At 67.0% G+C, this 19,012-nt stretch carries 18 protein-coding genes and 1 tRNA gene; 12 read left to right on the plus strand and 7 right to left on the minus strand.

All coding sequences use genetic code 11. The features are described 5' to 3' along the window. Window positions 1-84: 84 nt before the first annotated feature. Complete coding sequence (locus LL962_RS17315) at window positions 85-318, minus strand: hypothetical protein (RefSeq protein ID WP_228317796.1); 234 nt, start codon at window positions 316-318, stop codon at window positions 85-87. A 124-nt stretch (window positions 319-442) separates the two neighbouring features. Between LL962_RS17315 and LL962_RS17320 the strand changes: the two genes are divergently transcribed. Next, complete coding sequence (locus tag LL962_RS17320; RefSeq protein ID WP_228317797.1) at window positions 443-817, plus strand: VOC family protein; 375 nt, start codon at window positions 443-445, stop codon at window positions 815-817. A 142-nt stretch (window positions 818-959) separates the two neighbouring features. Here LL962_RS17320 and LL962_RS17325 read toward each other — a convergent pair. Then, window positions 960-1,036, minus strand: a tRNA-Arg gene (locus LL962_RS17325). A gap of 134 nt (window positions 1,037-1,170) precedes the next feature. On the opposite strand from LL962_RS17325, the gene amaB reads away from it, so the two are divergent. The 8 genes from amaB to LL962_RS17365 all read left to right on the plus strand — a co-directional run bounded on the left by amaB (window position 1,171) and on the right by LL962_RS17365 (window position 9,431). After that, window positions 1,171-2,703 carry an L-piperidine-6-carboxylate dehydrogenase gene (amaB, locus tag LL962_RS17330; protein WP_228317798.1) on the plus strand — a complete coding sequence of 511 codons (1,533 nt, stop codon included), beginning with the start codon at window positions 1,171-1,173 and terminating at the stop codon, window positions 2,701-2,703. A gap of 335 nt (window positions 2,704-3,038) precedes the next feature. Continuing rightward, window positions 3,039-3,323, plus strand: coding sequence for a DUF4190 domain-containing protein (locus LL962_RS17335; RefSeq protein ID WP_104586397.1), 285 nt, complete (start codon window positions 3,039-3,041; stop codon window positions 3,321-3,323). Then, window positions 3,320-4,093, plus strand: coding sequence for a class I SAM-dependent methyltransferase (locus tag LL962_RS17340; protein ID WP_228317815.1), 774 nt, complete (start codon window positions 3,320-3,322; stop codon window positions 4,091-4,093). Before LL962_RS17335 ends, LL962_RS17340 begins: the two co-directional genes overlap by 4 nt. A gap of 5 nt (window positions 4,094-4,098) precedes the next feature. Continuing rightward, window positions 4,099-5,154: a quinone-dependent dihydroorotate dehydrogenase gene (locus tag LL962_RS17345; protein ID WP_104586399.1), complete on the plus strand. Its 1,056-nt coding sequence runs from the start codon at window positions 4,099-4,101 to the stop codon at window positions 5,152-5,154. Beyond that, window positions 5,151-6,203 carry a UDP-N-acetylmuramate dehydrogenase gene (gene murB, locus LL962_RS17350; RefSeq protein WP_104586401.1) on the plus strand — a complete coding sequence of 351 codons (1,053 nt, stop codon included), beginning with the start codon at window positions 5,151-5,153 and terminating at the stop codon, window positions 6,201-6,203. Before LL962_RS17345 ends, murB begins: the two co-directional genes overlap by 4 nt. Beyond that, a complete protein-coding gene (locus LL962_RS17355; RefSeq protein ID WP_228317799.1) occupies window positions 6,197-7,108 on the plus strand; it encodes a DMT family transporter in 912 nt (303 codons plus the stop codon). The genes murB and LL962_RS17355 overlap by 7 nt, the downstream gene beginning before the upstream one ends. A 155-nt stretch (window positions 7,109-7,263) precedes the next feature. Then, on the plus strand, window positions 7,264-7,983 hold the full coding sequence (locus LL962_RS17360) for an aspartate/glutamate racemase family protein (protein ID WP_228317800.1): 720 nt from the start codon (window positions 7,264-7,266) through the stop codon (window positions 7,981-7,983). A 134-nt stretch (window positions 7,984-8,117) separates the two neighbouring features. Beyond that, window positions 8,118-9,431 carry an MFS transporter gene (locus LL962_RS17365; protein ID WP_228317801.1) on the plus strand — a complete coding sequence of 438 codons (1,314 nt, stop codon included), beginning with the start codon at window positions 8,118-8,120 and terminating at the stop codon, window positions 9,429-9,431. A gap of 94 nt (window positions 9,432-9,525) precedes the next feature. On the opposite strand, the gene LL962_RS17370 is transcribed toward LL962_RS17365, so the two are convergent. The 3 genes from LL962_RS17370 to ispG are packed head-to-tail and all read right to left on the minus strand — an operon-like array spanning window position 9,526 to window position 11,809. Next, window positions 9,526-9,807 carry a cupin domain-containing protein gene (locus tag LL962_RS17370; RefSeq protein ID WP_228317802.1) on the minus strand — a complete coding sequence of 94 codons (282 nt, stop codon included), beginning with the start codon at window positions 9,805-9,807 and terminating at the stop codon, window positions 9,526-9,528. Window positions 9,808-9,864: 57 nt separating this feature from the next. Continuing rightward, the gene (locus tag LL962_RS17375; RefSeq protein WP_228317803.1) at window positions 9,865-10,563 is read right to left on the minus strand and encodes a phosphatase PAP2 family protein; all 699 of its coding nucleotides are present in this window, start codon (window positions 10,561-10,563) and stop codon (window positions 9,865-9,867) included. Next, window positions 10,544-11,809 (minus strand): flavodoxin-dependent (E)-4-hydroxy-3-methylbut-2-enyl-diphosphate synthase, encoded by a 1,266-nt coding sequence (ispG, locus tag LL962_RS17380; RefSeq protein WP_228317804.1) that lies wholly within the window; start codon window positions 11,807-11,809, stop codon window positions 10,544-10,546. The genes LL962_RS17375 and ispG overlap by 20 nt, the downstream gene beginning before the upstream one ends. 120 nt (window positions 11,810-11,929) lie before the next feature. Between ispG and LL962_RS17385 the strand changes: the two genes are divergently transcribed. Both LL962_RS17385 and LL962_RS17390 read left to right on the plus strand, forming a co-directional pair. Further along, entirely contained in the window at window positions 11,930-13,156 is a 1,227-nt protein-coding gene (locus tag LL962_RS17385; protein ID WP_228317805.1) for an ATP-binding protein, read from the plus strand. Further along, window positions 13,153-13,731 (plus strand): response regulator transcription factor, encoded by a 579-nt coding sequence (locus LL962_RS17390; RefSeq protein ID WP_104586416.1) that lies wholly within the window; start codon window positions 13,153-13,155, stop codon window positions 13,729-13,731. Before LL962_RS17385 ends, LL962_RS17390 begins: the two co-directional genes overlap by 4 nt. 186 nt (window positions 13,732-13,917) lie before the next feature. On the opposite strand, the gene LL962_RS17395 is transcribed toward LL962_RS17390, so the two are convergent. After that, entirely contained in the window at window positions 13,918-14,910 is a 993-nt protein-coding gene (locus LL962_RS17395) for a glycoside hydrolase family 5 protein (RefSeq protein WP_228317806.1), read from the minus strand. A 422-nt stretch (window positions 14,911-15,332) separates the two neighbouring features. On the opposite strand from LL962_RS17395, the gene LL962_RS17400 reads away from it, so the two are divergent. Then, the gene (locus LL962_RS17400) at window positions 15,333-17,186 is read left to right on the plus strand and encodes a putative bifunctional diguanylate cyclase/phosphodiesterase (protein WP_228317807.1); all 1,854 of its coding nucleotides are present in this window, start codon (window positions 15,333-15,335) and stop codon (window positions 17,184-17,186) included. Window positions 17,187-17,415: 229 nt separating this feature from the next. Here the strand turns inward: LL962_RS17400 and LL962_RS17405 are convergent, their stop codons facing one another. After that, window positions 17,416-18,978 carry a sodium/sugar symporter gene (locus LL962_RS17405; protein ID WP_228317808.1) on the minus strand — a complete coding sequence of 521 codons (1,563 nt, stop codon included), beginning with the start codon at window positions 18,976-18,978 and terminating at the stop codon, window positions 17,416-17,418. Between the last annotated feature and the right edge of the window lie 34 nt (window positions 18,979-19,012).

Genomic DNA, 19,012 nt, shown 5'->3' on the forward strand with positions numbered 1-19,012 from the left:
CCCTGTGATTAAAATCCAGTTTTATCGGGCGTTCTATACTATCCAAGATAGATGTCATAAATTTGACACTACTTTTGGCGCAGCCTACTGACCCGTTTGCCGCGCGTCAAGACGAGCGGGGATGATTAGATGGTGCTGCATGCCCGTAGCGGAGAGCTTCCGCAGCACACCAATGCCGCCACTTTTGAAAGGTGACACACAGGCAGCGCCAGCAATCAGGGACAGCGAAAGCTTCCCGGCGAGATTGACCTCGATGTAGTCGAGCGCACGATTCACGCTCTGGACCGTGGTGAGGGATGGCGTTTGGCTGATCGTCATCTGAGCAAGATCTGGCAAGCGGCTGAACTCGCAGTACTTTATCGTCGTTGCGCGGCAGCCGAATCTGGACGCAGGGAACGGCTCCGCTGTTGGTCATCAACCCACTCAGTCAAAGGAATCGGGCATGCACGCAGTGAACGGGATCGGCGGGATCATCATCAAGTCCAACGACGCGGCTGCATTACGCACCTGGTATGCAACGCAGCTGGGAATCGATGTACAAGCCTGGGGTAGAACCGTGTTCGATACGGGATCGCGAGAGGGAAGCCTCGAGAACCCGCTGGCATGGGCAATTCACGATCAGGCGAGCAGCCAGTTCGAGAACACCGCAGCCCCGTTCATCGTGAACTACCGCGTCGATGATGTGGAGTCGCTGGTTGAACGGCTGAGAGCCGCCGGTTGCCAGGTATCGGAGACCGTCACCACCTCGGAATTCGGGCTGTTTGCCTGGGTCATCGACCCCGACGGCAACAAGGCAGAGTTGTGGCAGCCGACCTGAGCCCAATGCGCTGACCTGGGAAACAATGCGCAAGCCTCTACTGACGCGGTGCCGTCAACGCCCTGCCTTCTCAACGCGGCAGCTGGCAGGCCCCTATCGTCCCGCCAGCTCATGCGGCCATCTGGAACAAAGGCTCTCGGTCTGGTGACCCCGGCCCGATTCGAACGGGCGACCTTCCCCTTAGGAGGGGGACGCTCTATCCAGCTGAGCTACGGGGCCAAGGGCGGCATTGTCGCATGTTCAGCCAGCTTGCCAAGTCGGCCGGGGTGGGTGGAGCCTGCTAAAATCGCCGGCTACCCGTGTCGTGGGCCGGCCTCGCCGCCGCGCGACCGCCACCGTTTCCAGGAGATCCCATGTCCGCTGACCTGCTCAAGGCGCTCGACCTCGCCGCGTCCAATTCCGGCACCTATCTCGGCGAGGCGACCTGGTCGCAGGCCACCGGTGCTGGGGTGCTGCAGCCGCTCAATCCGACCACCAACGCGGTGATCGCCGATGTGCAGGCCACCACGCCGGACGACTACGAGCTGATCGTGGCGCGTGCGCAGGCCGCCTTCAAGGTGTGGCGTACCACGCCGGCGCCGCGTCGCGGCGAAGCGGTGCGTCTGTGTGGCGAAGCGCTGCGTGCGCACAAGGACGCCCTCGGTTCGCTGGTGGCGCTGGAGATGGGCAAGAGCAAGCCCGAAGGCGACGGCGAAGTGCAGGAGATGATCGATATCGCCGATTTCGCGGTGGGCCAGAGCCGCATGCTCTACGGCTACACCATGCATTCGGAGCGTCCCGGCCACCGCATGTACGAGCAATACCAGCCGCTGGGGCTGGTGGGCATCATCAGTGCGTTCAACTTCCCGGTGGCGGTGTGGGCGTGGAATGCGTTCCTGGCAGCGATCTGCGGCGACATCTGCATCTGGAAGCCGTCCAACAAGACGCCGCTGACCGCGATCGCGACGATGAAGATCTGCAACGCGGCGCTCAAGGATGCCGGCTTCCCGGACATCTTCTTCCTGATCAACGATGCCGGCACCGCGCTGTCGGAGACGCTGGTCGACGACAAGCGCATTCCGCTGATCAGCTTCACCGGTTCGACCCAGATCGGCCGCGTGGTGGCCGAAAAAGTGGCCCGCCGGCTCGGCCGTTGCCTGCTGGAACTGGGCGGCAACAACGCCATCATCCTGGACGAAACCGCCGACCTGAAGCTGGCGATTCCCGGCATCGTGTTCGGCGCGGTCGGCACCGCCGGCCAGCGCTGCACCACCACCCGCCGCCTGATCGTGCACGAGTCCCGCTACGACACCGTGCTGGCCACGCTGATCAAGGCCTACAAGCAGCTCGACGGCAAGATCGGCGACCCCACCGACCCGGCCAACCTGATGGGTCCGCTCAACAGCCAGGGCGCGGTGGAGCAGTTCCTGGCATCGATCGCCAAGGCCAAGGCAGCCGGCGGCACGGTGGAAATCGGCGGCACCGCCATCGACCGCCCCGGTAACTTCGTGCTGCCGGCGATCGTGACCGGGCTGCAGAACAGCGACGCGGTGGTGCAGCACGAAACCTTCGCGCCGATCCTGTACGTGATGAAGTACAGCACGCTGGACGAGGCGATCGAGTTGCAGAACGGCGTGCCGCAAGGCCTGTCGTCGTCGATCTTCACCCAGAACCTGAAAGCAGCCGAGAAGTTTCTGTCGGCGGCGGGCAGCGATTGCGGCATCGCCAACGTCAACATCGGCACCTCCGGTGCGGAAATCGGTGGTGCGTTCGGTGGCGAGAAGGAAACCGGCGGTGGCCGCGAATCCGGTTCGGACGCGTGGAAGGTTTACATGCGCCGCCAGACCAACACCATCAACTACTCCGATTCGCTGCCGCTGGCCCAGGGCATCAAGTTCGATCTCTGATGCCAGGCGCTCGCGCCGGACACCGCTCCGGCGCGTTGGGACACCCCCGCGGCGTGCAAAGAGGCAGCTCTTGCTGCATGCAGGGCGTGTGATCCGGCTGGACCCGGCAGTCTTGAACGCATGCCTGCACCCAGCCGTTCGCTCCTGCCCGGCCATGCCGCCGACGCATCCAGAGCGCGTTCGATGCGTTGTCGCAGCTTGCCCCGGCTCCGCTGGCCCCGCTCGAAGCCGGCCATACCGCACGGTTCGCCTCAACCGGCACGCCTTTTGGGCGGCCGCTCTGGGATAATCGTGCCACGCCAGCCGCCGGCTGCCGGCCCCTCAAGGAGTTCATGATGAACGTTGTCGTTCGACAGACCAGCGCCATGGCCATCGTCAGCCTGGTGGCCGGCATTCTCGGCTGGACGTTGATTCCGTTCCTCGGCAGCGTCTGCGCCATCATCACGGGGCACATGGCGCGCGCGGAAATCCGCCGCAATCCGCAGGGGCTGGACGGGGACGGGCTGGCGATCGGCGGCCTGATCCTGGGCTGGCTGGCCCTGGCACTGTGGGTGTTGGGCGTTGCCGTTTTCGTCCTGTTCTTCGGTGGCATGGCGTGGCTGGCGGCCGCCAACAGTTGAGTACGGCCGCGCCCTCCTCGGCACAGCGCTTCAACGACCGGGTGGCGGCGTATGTTCGCTACCGGCCGAGTTATCCGCCGCAGCTGCTGCTCTGGCTACACGACGAATTGGGCGTCACCCCTGCTCTGCCGGTGGCCGATATCGGCGCCGGCACCGGCATCTCCAGCCGCCTGTTCCTGGAAGCCGGCTACGCAGTCACCGCGGTGGAACCGAACCCGGCCATGCGCGCGGCCGCGCAGCAATGGCTGGCGGAATTTCCCCGGTTCCAGGCGATCGACGGTACCGCCGAGGCGACCGGGCTGGCCGATGCCAGCGTGGGCCTGGTGTCGGCAGCGCAGGCCTTCCACTGGTTCGACATGCAGGCGGTGCGCGGCGAGTGGGCCCGCATCCTGCAGCCCGGTGGCCTGGCGGTGGTGTACTGGAACTCGCGCGAACTGGAGAGCACCGCCTTCCTGCGCGGCTACGAACAACTGTTGCTGGACTACGGCACCGACTATTCGGCGGTAGCCGAACGCTATCAGGACGATGCCACCATGCAGGCCTGGTTCGGCGATGGGTTCCGGGCGATGGCGCGTTTTCCGAACGTGCAGCGGCTGGATTTCGACGCCTTGCGTGGCCGGCTGCTGTCCTCTTCGTATGCGCCGCTGGCACACGATGCGCGGCATGCGCCGATGCTGGCCGCGCTACGCGCCCTGTTCGATGCGTACGCGCACGACGGGGTGATCGACTTCCATTACCAGACCCGCATCTTCGCCGGGAGTTTGAACTGACCCGCATGTATTCGCTTGCCCGCCCCCTGCTGTTTTCCCTGGATGCCGAACGCGCCCACGCGCTGGCATTGCGCTCGATCGAGACCGCCTACCGCGCCGGCACCATCGCGCTGCTGGCCAGGCGCCCGGTGCCGCTGCCCACGCCCGCCTTCGGGCTGATGTTTCCCAATCCGGTCGGGCTCGGCGCCGGGCTGGACAAGAATGGCGAACATATCGACGCGCTGATGGCGCTGGGCTTTGGCTTCGTCGAGATCGGCACGGTGACCCCGCGCGCGCAGGAGGGCAATCCGAAGCCACGCATGTTCCGCCTGCCCGAGTATCAGGCGGTGATCAACCGCATGGGCTTCAACAATCTGGGTGTGGATGCGCTGGTGGCCAATGTGCAGCGCGCGCGCCGGCGCGACGGCCTGCTCGGCATCAACATCGGCAAGAACAAGGACACCCCCAACGAAGAGGCCACAGGCGATTACCGCTACTGCATGGAGCGGGTGTACCCCCTGGCCGACTACATCACCGTCAACATCTCCTCGCCCAATACCGCCGGACTGCGCGAGCTACAGGAAGAACAGGCGCTGCGGCGCCTGATCGCCGAGCTGCGCGAAACCCAGGAAGCGCTGGGCGCGCAACATGGCAAGCGCGTGCCGATGCTGGTGAAGGTGGCGCCGGACCTCAACGACCGCGACATCGATGCGGCCGCGCGCGTATTGGCCGATCTGGCCGTGGACGGCGTGATCGCCACCAACACCACGGTCACGCGCACGCTGGTGGCCAATCACCCGCTGGCCGCCGAGGCCGGTGGTCTGTCCGGCGCACCGCTGCTGGGGCAGTCCACCCTGGTGCTGCGCCGCCTGCGCGCGCGCCTGCCCGAAGCGATTCCGCTGATCGGCGTGGGCGGCATCACCTCCGGCGCCGATGCGGTGGCGAAAATGGCCGCTGGCGCGAGTCTGGTGCAGTGCTATAGCGGCCTGGTGTATCGCGGGCCACCGCTGATCGGCGAATGCGTGGATGCGATCCGCCGCCGCCGCGAGGCACCCAGCGGCGGCGCGGTGTCGCCGCTATGAGCGAGGCCGTGCAACCGGGCTGGCGCCTGAGCGAACACGCCTCGCTGCGTGAATTGAACACGTTTCATGTGGAGGCCACCGCACGCTGGCTGCTGCGCATCGACACGCCCGGGGCCTTGCCGCAGGCGCTGGCAGCGCCGCAGATCGCGGGCGAACCGCTGCTGGTGCTGGGCAGCGGCAGCAACGTGCTGCTGGCCGGCGACCCGCCGGGTTGCGTGCTGTGTTTCGACAACCGCGACATCGCGATCATTGCGCACCATGCCGACCACGCCATCGTGCGTGCCGGTGCCGGCGCGAACTGGCATGCGCTGGTGCTGTATTCGCTGCAGCAGGGCCTGTCGGGCCTGGAGAATCTGGCGCTGATCCCCGGTACCGTGGGCGCCAGCCCGATCCAGAACATCGGCGCATACGGTGCGCAGGTGGGCGAGTTCATCCACGCGGTGGAGGCCTTCGATCGGCAGAGCCAGCAGTTCGTGCGGCTGGCTGCAGACGACTGCGCATTCGGCTACCGCGACAGCGTGTTCAAGCAGCAGCCCGAGCGTTACCTGATCGTGGCGGTGGAGTTCAACCTGCCGCTGCTGCACGAACTGCGGCTGGACTACGCGGGCATCCGCGAGGAACTGGCCAGCATGGGGGCCGAGCTGGCCGGTGCGGCCGAGGTGGCGCAGGCGGTGATCAACATCCGCCGGCGCAAGCTGCCGGATCCGGATGTGCTGGGCAATGCCGGCAGTTTCTTCAAGAACCCATTGCTGCCGAGCGAGCAGATCGCCGCCTTGCAGGCCAGCTTCGCCGAGCTGCCGGTGTACCCCGGCGAGCACGCCGGCCAGGGCAAGTTGTCGGCGGCGTGGTTGATCGAGCAATGCGGCTGGAAGGGCCGGCGCGAAGGCGATGCCGGCGTGTCGCCCGATCACGCGCTGGTGCTGGTCAACTACGGCACTGCCAGCGGCGCGCAGCTGCTGGATTTCGCGCGGCGCATCGCCGAATCGGTGCGCGAGCGCTACTCGGTGATCCTGGAGCCGGAGCCGCGCATCATCGGAGCGCATTGGTGACGGCAGCGCCGGCGCCGGTACGCGCCGCCATCTGGATGCTGATCAGCACGCTCGCCTTCGGGCTGATGGCCATCAGCATCCGCCTGGCGTCCGCGCACATCCCCACCACCGAGATCGCGTTCTTCCGCAATGCCTTCGGCTTGCTGGCACTGTTGCCATTGATCGTGCGTCCGGGCAAGCCGCTGCCGCGCACACGCCAGCTGCCGCAATACTTCGCCCGCACCCTGATCGGCCTGGCCTCGATGCTGTGCGGATTCTGGGCGATCGGGCATCTGCCGTTGTCGCAGGCCATCTCGCTGTCCTACTCCACCCCTTTGTTCGTCACCGTGCTGGCAGTGGTGTGGCTGCAGGAACAAGTGCGCATGCGGCGCTGGCTGGCGGTGGCGGCGGGCTTCATCGGTGTGCTGGTGATCCTGCGACCGGGCTCGTCCACCTTCAGCCCGGGCCTGCTGGTGGCGCTGCTGGCGGCAGTGATCAGCGCCATCGTCGCGATCCAGATCAAGCAGCTCTCGCGCAGCGACGATTCGGATACGGTGGTGTTCTACACCTACGTGTTCTGGGTGCCGATGTCGCTGCTGCCCGCGCTGTTCCAGTGGAGCTGGCCGCAGGGCATCGACTGGCTGTGGCTGCTGGCCACCGGCATCTTCGGCACCGCCGGGCAGTTGTTCTGGACGCGCGCGCTCAAGCTGGGCGAAGTCTCGGCATTGCAGCCGATCAGCTTCATGCAGCTGCCGCTGGTGGCGCTGTTGGGATGGTGGCTGTTCGGCGAGGCGATCGAACGCCATACCCTGATCGGTGCGGCCATCATCATCGGCGCCAACGTCTACATCGCCCACCGCGAAGCCGTGCTGGCGCGCCGTGCCGCCACCCATGCGCCGGTGGAAGGCGCCAAACCGGGCGAGTAGGCGCGGCCGACCATCCTGCTGCGCAGTCGCCCGACCGGCGCGGCAGGTACCCGGAATTCTCTTAGCACCCGTACACTCCCGGGTTTGGGTACGTCGTCCACGCCCTACCCGGCAACGCTTCGCAACGTTGTGTTCGCCACTCCAGGGCCTACGGCATGCCACCCGCACCCACCGCGTTGAAACCCGTCAAGACGCTTGGCCTGATCGGCGGCATGAGCTGGGAATCCACCCAGACCTATTACCGGCTGATCAATCAGGCGGTGCGGCGCGACTGTGGCGGTCTGCATTCGGCCAGGCTGGTGCTGTACAGCGTGGATTTTCAGACCATCGAACGACTGCAACAGGCCGGCGACTGGGACGCGGCCGGCGATGCCATGGCGGACGCTGCGCGTGCACTGCAGGCGGCCGGTGCCGAGCTGCTGGTGCTGTGCACCAACACCATGCACTGCGTGGCCGATGCCATCACCGCGGCCACGCCGGTGCCGCTGTTGCATATCGCCGACGCCACCGCCGATGCGCTGAATGCCGCAGGCATCACCCGCGTCGGGCTATTGGGAACGCGCTTCACCATGGAGCAGCCGTTCTACCGCCTGCGCCTGCAAGCACGCGGCCTGCAGGTACTGGTCCCGCCGGAAGCGGCACGCGCGCAGCTGCACCGGGTGATCCACGAAGAATTGTGCCAGGGCGTGATCCAGGCATCCTCGCGCCTGCTGTTCCGCCAGATCATGGCCGGCCTGGTCGCCGATGGCGCGCAGGCCATCGTGCTGGGCTGCACCGAGATCGCGCTGCTGGTGGACGCCAGCGACGCCCATGTACCGCTGTTCGATACCACCGCCCTGCATGCCGAAGCGGCAGCGCGGGCCAGCCTGGGCTGAGCGCGGCGGCCGGTTCGTATTTGCGCACACGCCGGCAAGTACGCCGCGCCGTACCGCCAGCAGGGCCGCGCTAGCATGGCGGCACATCGACGCGCGGCGTTGCGCGCGTCCCACGCCTACAAGGATGCCTGCCAGTGACCACTGACTCGCTCTCGCCCGCCGCCCCCAGGCCCCTGCGCGCGAGCGACTACAAGACCCTGGCGTTGTCGGCACTGGGCGGGGCACTGGAACTGTATGACTTCATCATCTTCATCTTCTTCGCCGCCGTGCTGGGCCAGCTGTTCTTCCCGCCCGGCATTCCAGAGTGGATGCGGCAGCTGCAGACCTTTGGCATCTTTGCGGCCGGCTACCTGGTGCGGCCGCTCGGCGGCATGGTGATGGCCCATTTCGGCGACCTGGTCGGCCGCAAACGCATGTTCGCCTTGAGCCTGTTGCTGATGGCACTGCCCACGCTGTGCATCGGCCTGTTGCCGACCTACGCGCAGATCGGCATGGCAGCGCCGCTCTTGCTGCTGGCCGCGCGCCTGTTGCAGGGCGCCGCGATCGGCGGCGAAGTGCCCAGCGCCTGGGTCTTCGTGGCCGAGCATGTGCCACCACATCGCACCGGGCTGGCCTGCGGCACGCTGACTGCCGGCCTGGCTGGTGGCGTGCTGCTTGGCTCACTGGGCGCCGGCGCGCTCAACCGCTACTTCACCACTGCCGAGATCGCCGACTACGCTTGGCGCCTGCCGTTCCTCGCCGGCGGGGTGTTCGGGCTGATATCGGTCTATCTGCGGCGCTGGCTGCACGAAACGCCGGTGTTTGCAGAGCTGGTCGCCATGCGCGCGCTCGCACGCGAGACCCCGCTCAAGCTGGTGCTGCGCGATCATCGGCGCGGCGTACTGCGGTCACTGGCACTGACCTGGATGGTGGCCGGCGGCGTGCTGGTGGTGTCGTTGATGACGCCCGGCCTGTTGCAGAGCAGCTATCACTACCCGGCGGCGGTGGCGCTGCAGGCCAACAGCCTGGCGATCGTGCTGCAGGCGCTGGGTTCGGTGGTGGCCGGTACGTTGGCCGACCGCCATGGCAACGGACGCGTGCTGCTCATCGGCAGCCTGTTGCTCGGTGTAGCGGCGTGGCTGTTCTATCGCCTGGCCGGCGATCCGCAGCTGGTGTTTCCGCTGTACGCGCTACTGGGCGCGGCACTGGGCATCCTGGGCGTGATCCCGCGCATCATGGTCGAGATGTTCCCGCCGGCCGTCCGCCTGTCCGGCGTGTCGTTCGCCTACAACCTGGGCTATGCCGTCTTCGGCGGGCTGACGCCGCTGCTGGTGGTGATGCTGGTCAAGCAGCACCCGATGGGCGCGGGCTATTACGTGATGCTGCTCGCGCTGATCGGCAGCGTGACCGGCCTGCAGCTGCTGCGCCATGCCCCCGCAAAGAATCACTCCCTGCGGGGCCAGGCATAGCGCTCATCGGAGCATCCACGCGGACACTGCAGTCCGAGGCAGCCGCTCGACACTGCAATTCCAGCGCTGCTGCATGACCGCCCATGCCCCGCCGTCATCCATGCAGGTGATCCAGCTCAGGCAGCACCACCACGCTTTCCTGCGTACTGGGATCGGTGCGGGCCACCAGCACCACCGCTGGCTCTACCCCATCGTTGTACGGCTGATGCGGCATGCCGGCCGGGATGTAGAGAAAGTCACCGGGTGCGACCACCGCGTGATGTTCCAGTGCCGCGCCGTACCAGACCTTGGACGTGCCGGTCAGCGCATGGATGGCTGTTCGTGCGCCGCATGCAGGTGTGGACTGCACGAGATCCAGGCAGACATCGAGGGGCATGCAATGCGCCCATCCATCTGCTGGCGCCTGGCTGAAATAGCGAAGAACTGGATGCACTCAGGTCGACACGCGAACGCGACGCCAATGCGGGCGCCGCGTGCCGCGGAACATGACCAGATACAGGCCGACCACCCACACCAGCGCCGCCGACCAGCCGCCCAGGATGTCGGAGGGGTAATGCACGCCCAGGTAGATGCGCGACACGCCGACCAGCAACGCGAACGCACTGGCCACGATGGTCACCGGCCAACGCCAGCGGGTGCGCCAGGCCAGTGCAATGACCACCGCCGCCAGGGTCATCGAGCCCATCGCGTGGCCGCTGGGAAAGCTGAAAGTGCTCTCCGGCGCGATCGAGTCCCACAGGCTCGGCCGGTCGCGCTGGAAGAACTGCTTGGCGCCCATGTTGAGCAAGGCCGAACCGCCGAAGCCCAACGCCGCGAAGGTTCCTTCGCGCCAGCGCCGCAGCGCCAGCAGCACCAGCACGATGCCGACATCGGCCGGGATCACGCCGTACTGGTAACCGATCTTGGAGATCATCCCGAAAAATGTATCCAGCGTCGGGGTGGCAATGCTGCGCAGACTCCACAGCAAGGGTTCGTCGAAATAGAAGTTTTCCAGCTCGTGGACTTCGTCGGCCAGGTCCACGAACAGGCCCAGCGGCACCAGCACGCCGACGAACAACAGCCCCATGCGCCATGCGTTACGGCGCAACCACGCCTTGAACCCGGCCGGCGATTCAGCCGGCGCGTCGGACATAGGTGCGTTCGACATACTGGTCGATCAGCGCGATGAAGTCCTGCGCGATGTTCTCGCCACGCAGGGTGACGGCCTTCTCACCATCCACGAAGACCGGCGCCGATGGCGCTTCACCGGTGCCCGGCAAGGAGATGCCGATATTGGCGTGACGCGATTCACCCGGCCCATTCACCACGCAGCCCATCACCGCCAGGGTCATGTTCTCCGCGCCGGGGTTGGAGATCTTCCATTCCGGCATGCGCGCGCGCACATGGTTCTGCACGACGCCTGCCAGCTCCTGGAAGAACTCGGAGGTGGTACGGCCGCAGCCCGGGCAGGCGGTGACCATTGGCGTGAAGGCGCGCTGGCCGGTGGTCTGCAGCAATTCCTGCGCCACCACCACTTCCTGCGTGCGCGGCTGGCCCGGCTCGGGCGTCAGCGAAATACGGATGGTGTCGCCGATGCCTTCCTGCAGCAGTACGCTCAATGCCGCGGCCGAGGCCACGATGCCCTTGCTGCCGATGCCGGCTTCGGTCAGCCCCAGGTGCAACGCGAAATCGCAGCGGCTGGCCATGTCGCGGTACACCGCGATCAGCTCCTGCACGCCGGAGACCTTGGCCGACAGGATGATGCGCTCGCGCGGCAGGCCCAGTTCCACCGCCCGCTCGGCCGAATCCACCGCCGAGCGGATCAGCGCCTCGCGCAGCACGCGGCCGGCGTCCCAGGGCGACTCGCGCCTGGAGTTCTCGTCCATCAGCTGCGCCGCCAGCGACTGGTCCAGCGAGCCCCAGTTGGCGCCGATGCGCACCGGCTTGTCGTACTTGATGGCGAATTCGATCAGCTGCCCGAACTGCAGGTCTTTCTTCTTGCCGAAGCCGACGTTGCCCGGGTTGATGCGGTACTTGGCCAACGCTTGCGCACAGGCCGGCTCGGCGGCGAGCAGCTGATGGCCGTTGTAATGGAAGTCGCCGATCAACGGCACTTCGATTCCCATCATGCGCAGCTTGTCGACGATGCGCGGGATGGCGGCAGCGGACTCGGCGTTGTTGACGGTCAGGCGCACCATCTCCGAGCCGGCGCGCCACAGCTCGGCCACCTGCTTGACGCTGCCGGCGATGTCGGCGGTATCGGTATTGGTCATCGACTGGACGACCACCGGGTGGCCTCCACCCACGGTCACGCTGCCGATCCTGACGGCCTGGGTGATGCGACGCGGCCAGGCGGTGGCGTCGGCGGGAGGAGTTGGGCGGGTCACGGCGTCATGCATCGGCGTATTTTAGCCTGTCCTCCGTCCGCTCACAGCTGAAGCGTGCTGCGGGCCGTCCTGCCGGCCGATGCGACGGTTTGTCGCAGGCCGCCACTGCCCCGAGCGCATAGCATTGTGGCGATGAACAGCTCCGACGCCTCCTTCCTGCGGACCCTGTGCAGCCTGCGCTGGCTGGCCACGGCCGGCCAGGCCGCCACCATCCTGGTCGCCACCGGCCTGATGGGCCTGAACCTGCCGCAGCAACCGCTGTGGGCCGGCGTGGCCGCACTGGCGGTGTTCAACCTGTATGCGCAGTTGCGCGTCGCCCACCGCAGCGCGGTCGGCCCGGCCACCGAATTCGGCCACATCCTGGTCGATGTCACCGTGCTGACCTGGATGGTGGGCTGGAGCGGCGGCATCGCCAATCCGTTCGGCTCGCTGTTCCTGGTGCTGATCGCGCTGGCCGCACTGGCCCTGCCATTGGCCTGGGCGATGGCGGTGGCGGCGTCGTGCGTGGCCGGCTACGTGATCAGCGCAGCGTTCGGCCTGCCGCTGCCGTACGGCAGCTTCGATCCGCTGAGCCTGCACATGTGGGGCATGGCGGCCAACTTCCTGCTCTCCACCGTGGTGGTGCTGGCCTTCGCCACGCGGTTGGCGCTATCGATGCGCGAACGCGAACGCGAGATATCCACCCTGCGCGAGCGCTTCGCCCGCAACGAGGGCATCGTGGCGCTGGCCACGCACGCGGCTTCGGTGGCGCACGAACTCAACACCCCGCTGGCGACGATGACACTGCTGGTGGACGATATCGCCGACCAATGCGATCAGGCCGAGTTGCGCGAGGACCTGGACACCTTGCGCGAGTTGCTGGTGCAGTGCCACGAGCGCGTGCTGGCGCTGGCCGCACCGGCCGACAACGGCCATCTGAGCCGCGAAGTCGCGGTGAAGGAAGTGCTGGAGCAATGGCGGCTGGTGCGCCCCACCATCGAGCTGCGCCGCAACGAGGACGCCCCGATGCGCTTGCTGCTGCAGCCAGGCGTCGGCCACCTGTTGATGGTATTGCTCAACAATGCCGCCGATGCCGGCGAGCGGGCCGGCCGCCCGCAGATCGACCTCACGCTTCGAGTGGAAGACGATCACCTCAGCGGTGAGGTGCGCGACTACGGGCCCGGTTTCGACACCGCGCAGGCCATGCTGCCTGGTACCTTGTTCAACAGCGGCAAACACGACGGCATGGGTGTTGGCCTGGCCTTGTCGCATGCCACCGTCGAACGCCTGCAGGGCGAGCTGTGGATGCTGCCCGCCGAAGGCAGCGGTGCCCGCGTCGGGTTCCGGCTGCCGCTTTCCGACCACGAGGTCCTGGCATGACAAGCACTCCGATCCGTACCGGCCTGTTGGTCGACGACGACACCTTGTACCTGCGCACGCTGCAGCGCAGCCTGGCACGCCGCGGCGTGGAAACCCTGACCGCCACCGATGCCGCCAGCGCGCTCGCCACTGCGCGCAGCGCATTGCCGGACTTCGCCCTGATCGATCTCAAGCTCGGCCACGATTCCGGGCTGAGCCTGATCCAGCCGCTGCGCGAGATCCGCGCCGACATGCGCATCCTGCTGGTCACCGGCTACGCCAGCATCGCCACCGCGGTGGAAGCCATCAAACTCGGCGCCGACGATTACCTGCCCAAGCCGGCCAACATCCCGACCATCATGCGGGCGCTGGGCGAAGAGGACGACGACCTGCCCGAGCCGGATGAGGAAGAGGCCGCACAGGACATGATGACCCCGCTCAGCCGCCTGCAGTGGGAGCACATCCAGCAGGCGCTGCACGAAACCGGCGGCAACGTGTCCGCGGCCGCGCGTCTGCTGGGCATGCACCGCCGCTCGCTGCAACGCAAGCTGACCAAACGGCCGAGTCCGGGGCCGCTGCGCGAACCCGGGCGCTGATCGCCCTGGCTGGACGCCCGAGCATGCGCCCGGGGCGTCCAGCCAGGCGCGGTCGGCGAAGGCGCTGCGCTCACCGCCAGCCGGGCGCGGCCGGTGACCGGAACCGGCATATGTCACGCGCACGTTCCCGATGACCGGGCGCCGCCGCCCCACCCGACGACTGCGCGCCATGTTCCGTTGGCCGCTTCAGCGCCGCCTGGCGCCGAAGATGCTGGCCTTGCGCGAGGTTGCCCGAATGCCGTCCGGGCCGTCGATCAGGGTGCGCCCCCAGCTGCTCAGGCGGGCCGGATCCCAGCCCAGCACGATATCCAGCGACTGGTTGCTGCTGTCGTTGCCCGACCACGACCAGCCCATGTAGCCAACGCCGTACTCGCGCGCGCGGCGCATGATCGCCGCCTCGTCCACCTGCGCGCCGCGATGGTCGGCGCCGAACTCGCCTACCACCAGCGCCAGGCCGTTGCTGCGGAAGGCGCGCAGATAGCTGTCCACCGGCGCATCGCTGCCGAAGACTTCGTACATGTGCACGCTGAAAACGAGATTGCGGCGGCTGTCCTGGGCCAGCAGCGCCGCGGCGTTGTCGCGCATGTAGAACTGCCAGTCCTGGCCCCAGTTGGGTGCGTCCACCATCAACGCGTGGGTCAGGCCGGCATTGCGCAGCGTGGCGATGGCACGCGCGTGCCCAGTCACCCATTCGCTGGCGCTAAGCCGGTTGCCGAACGGCTCGTTACCGATATTGATGATGACGTAATCCTCCTGCCCCACCAGCGCACCGCGCACGCTGGTCCAGTAGCTGGCGGCATTGGCCAGGCTGCCGGCGGCGCCCTCTTCGCCATAACCGGTGGTGTCGTGCACTTCCAGCACCGCGATCAGGCCCAGACTCTTGCAGCGCGCGATGATGCGCGCCACTTCCGCTTCCGGCGTGCGGTTCCAGCGATGGCCTGAGCTGAGCACCACGCGCACGCTGTTGGCGCCGGTGGAGGCGATCTGCGCCAGCGCCGTGTCGGTGCGGTCGGCGAACCAGGCATGCGGCAGATTGATCCCTCGCAGCACCAGCGCATTGCCGTTGGACTCGCGTAATTGCGTGCCGGAAACGGAGAGACCGGCGTGGGCCAGCGACGTCAGCGCAAGCCCGGCAACCAGCAGCACGGCGCGCTGCGCCAGGCGATTGAAGATGTTCATGATCGGCTCCAGAAGATGGGGAACACGGGCATGGCGGCGCGCGCGCGGCCGGGCCCGCAGTGGCCACCGTGCGCGAAGCACGATGGCGCGCGCCGCGCGCAGGTCACAGAACCGAAAAAACGCCTGGATGTGGACCGAGCGCGCAGACTGCCGTCGGCGAGCGCTGGTAACGTTAACTTTCGAGCGTCCGCGCGCAGGCGCAGGCCAGCCGATGCGCCCGAATCGCCTGCCGGCATGACGGGACGGGCTTTGCCCGCTCGCGCAGAGGCGTGTTGCAACGCGAAAACCGCGGCCCTTTGCCCGGACCAGCGGCGGACACGGACGTGCTTTGCCCTGCGCTGCACCATGCGATTGCGCTGCTGGCAGCTGAATAAGACGGGGCACGTGCGTCAAGCGAATGCGGCAGAGGCCGATAGAGCAACATGCCGTCCGACCCTGCCCCCGTGTCCCAGCCCCCTTCCGTCATCGACGACACCAGCCGCGTGGCCGTCCTGCGTGGCCTGTGCCTGCTGGATTCGCCGCCGGATCCGGTGTTCGACACCATTGCCGCGCTGGCAGCGCGCAGCCTGGGGGCCGACATCGCGCTGGTCTCGCTGGTGGACGCGCACCGCCAGTGGTTCAAGGCACGCCTTGGCATGGAAACTCCCGAAACGCCGCGCGACCAGGCGTTCTGCGCGCATGCCATCGCGTCGGACGAAACCATGGTGGTGCTGGATGCGCGGTTGGACCCGCGCTTCAGCGACAATCCGCTGGTGCTGGGGCCACCGTTCATCCGCTTCTACGCAGGCGCGCCGTTGACGCTGCGCGACGGCCACCGCATCGGCACCTTATGCGTGATCGGCACCACGCCCCGCACCGCGCTGGACGCCGACGCGCTCGATCATCTGCAGGGGCTGCGCGATCTGGCAGTGCTGCGGGTGGAGAACCTGCGCAGCACCACCTATCGCGATGGCGCCACCGGCCTGCCCAACCGCTCGCGCTTCGGCGAGGATCTGGATGTCTGGCTGGCGCAGCGCGAAACCGCGCCGGCCACCACCGCGGTGGCGATCGATATCTGCGGCAGCGATTACTTTCGCGACATGGTCAAGGCGCTCGGCTGGGATTATGCCGACGGCTACGTGGCGCTGGCGCAGCGCCGGCTGGCCGCCTACCTGCCGGGCGACACCCTGCTGTACCGGCTGGATCCGACCACCTTCGGCTTTCTCACCCAGGCCGAGAACCAGCGGCTGGCAAGCCTGTGCACCCGGCTGTCGAAGGCCTTCGCCGAACCGCTCGATCATCAGGGCATTCCGCATACCGCAGTGGCCTCGATCGGCGCGGTGGCCTTGCACAGCAGTTATGGTGCGGCCGACACCATCCGCTCGCTGACCACCGCCGTGGACGTGTCGCGCGAGCGCGGGCTGGCGTGGAGCCGGTACGAACGCAAGCACGACGTGGCCCAGCGCTCGACCTTCCGCCTGCTTGCCGCCCTGCCCGCGGCGCTGGACAGCGCCAGTCAGCTCCGCCTGCATTACCAACCGCGTGTGGACCTGCACGACCACCGCTGCGTGGCGGTCGAGGCGCTGCTGCGCTGGCAACACCCGATGATCGGCCCGGTGCTGCCCTCGGACTTCGTGCCGATGGCCGAGAAGACCGCATTGATCAACCGCATCACCGCCTGGGTGATCGATAACGGCATCGCCCAGGCCGCGCGCTGGCAGCGGCAGGGCCTGGACTTCAATCTGGCCTTGAACGTATCGGCCGCCGACCTGGACCGCCCCGGCTTTGCGGCGTTGCTGCGACGCGGGCTGGAACGCCACAGACTGGATCCGCGCCGGCTGGAGATCGAATTCACCGAGAGCGCGATGATCCGCCATCCCGAACATCTGGCCGAACAACTGGCCGCGGTGGCCGCGCTGGGCGTGCACATCGCCATCGACGACTTCGGCACCGGCTACAGCAACTTCAGCTACCTCAAGCAACTGCCGGCCCGCTCGTTGAAGATCGATCAATCCTTCATTCGCTCGCTGCCGGACAACCGCACCGACCGCACCCTGGTGCCGGCGATGATCCAGCTCGGCCACAGCCTGGGCCAGCGCGTGGTGGCCGAAGGCATCGAATCGGCCGAAGCCTATGCGCAGCTGCAAGCCTGGGGGTGCGACGAGGGCCAGGGCTACTGGATCGCCAAGCCGATGCCTGCCGCTGCGCTGGAAACCTGGTTGCAGACGCCCTGGCACCAGCCGTACGCCGCGCCGGTCGATCTGCTGGCCGCAGACATGGCCGCCGCGCGCGTCTGAGCATCGACCGATGGACGGCACTGCCGTCGGTCTGGATTTGGCATTCTTTACGCGCCCGGGAACGCGAGCAGAGGTTTTCCGCGAGCTGGCACTGCCCGCTCGTCCGATACCGGCATCACCCGAGGCGCTGAACGCAATGCGGCGCGACACCCAGGTGCCGCGCCGCATGATGATCGCTGCCGGAGCGACTGACACGCCTTGCGTCAGCCACTCCCGATATCTGCCTGGCTTACCAGAACACCGTGTACAGCACGATCAGGATCGCGATCACCCCGGCGGCGCCGACCTTGAAGCCCAGCGTGGTGCCATAGGCCACATCGTCGGTGCGGATCAGATCGCGCGCCTGCGTGGCCGGAGTCAGCAGCGAGACCACCACCGCCAGCACCAGTGCGGCCAGGAACACCACGCCGATGCGGTCCATGAACGGCAGTTCCGGCCAGGCGAACTTCAGCGCGAACGACAACACCACCGAGCCGATCGCCGCCGTCAACGCACCGGCTTCGTTGGCGCGCTTCCAGAACAGGCCCAGCATGAAGATCACCACCACGCCTGGAGTGAAGAAACCGGTGAATTCCTGGATGAACTGGAAGCCCTGGTCGAAGTTGCCCAGCAGCGGGCGTGCGGTCAGGATGCCGATCAGTACCGACAGTGCGGCCACGATGCGGCCCACGCGCACCAGCGTCTTCTGCTCGGTGTGCGGGCGGAACTTGGCGTAGAAATCCAGGGTGAAGATGGTCGCCACCGAATTGATCTTGGAGGCCAGCGAGGCCACGATCGCCGCCACCAGCGCGGCGAACACCAGGCCCAGGATGCCGGTGGGCAGCAACTGCATCATGGTCGGATAGGCCTGATCGGGCTTGGCCAGATCCGGCGCCAGCACCACTGCGGCAATGCCAGGCACCACGATCACCAGCGGCATCAGCAGCTTCAGGAACGCGGCGAACACCATGCCCTTCTGCGCCTCGCCGATGTTCTTTGCCGCCAGCGCGCGCTGGATGATGTACTGGTTGAAGCCCCAGTAGCTGATGTTCATGATCCACAGCCCGCCCAGCAGCACGCTCAGGCCCGGCAGATCCTTGTAGAACGGGTTGTCCTTGCTCAGGATCATGTGGAAGTGCTCGGGATGCGCATTCCACAGATGCTGGAAGCCGGCCAGCACGCCGGCACCGTCGCCGATGCGCGACAGCGTCAGCCCGGCCACCAGCAGCCCGCCCAGCACCAGCAGCGTGACCTGCACGATGTCGGTCAGCGCCACCGCCTTCAGCCCACCGTACAGCTGATAGACCAGCGCGAACACGCCGATCAATGCCAGCGCCAGGGTCTGGTCCATGCCGGTGACCTGGCTGACCGCGATCGATCCCAGCCACAGGATCGAGGTGAGATTGACGAACACGTACAGCAGCAGCCAGAACACCGCCATCAGCGTGCGGATCCACTTGCCGTAGCGCTGTTCCAGGAACTGCGGCATGGTGTAGATGCCGTTGCGCAGGAAGATCGGCAGGAAGAACTTGCCGACGATCAGCAGCGTCAGCGCCGCCATCCATTCGTAGGAGGCGATCGCCAGCCCGATCGCATAACCGGAGCCGGCCATGCCGATGATCTGCTCGGCGGAAATGTTCGCGGCAATCAGCGAGGCGCCGATTGCCCACCACGGCAGCGACTTGCTGGCCAGGAAGTAATCCTCGGCGCTCTTGCTGTGGCCGGCCTTCTCGCGCGAAACCAATTGCGCGAGCACGAAGATGCCGGTCAGATAGACCAGCACGATCACGATATCCAACGTCGCCAAACCCACTGCACTCTCCTGTCTGGCTTTGGGGAAGAGCGCC

This window comes from Xanthomonas sp. NCPPB 1067 (assembly GCF_020783795.1).
Lineage (GTDB): Bacteria > Pseudomonadota > Gammaproteobacteria > Xanthomonadales > Xanthomonadaceae > Xanthomonas > Xanthomonas melonis.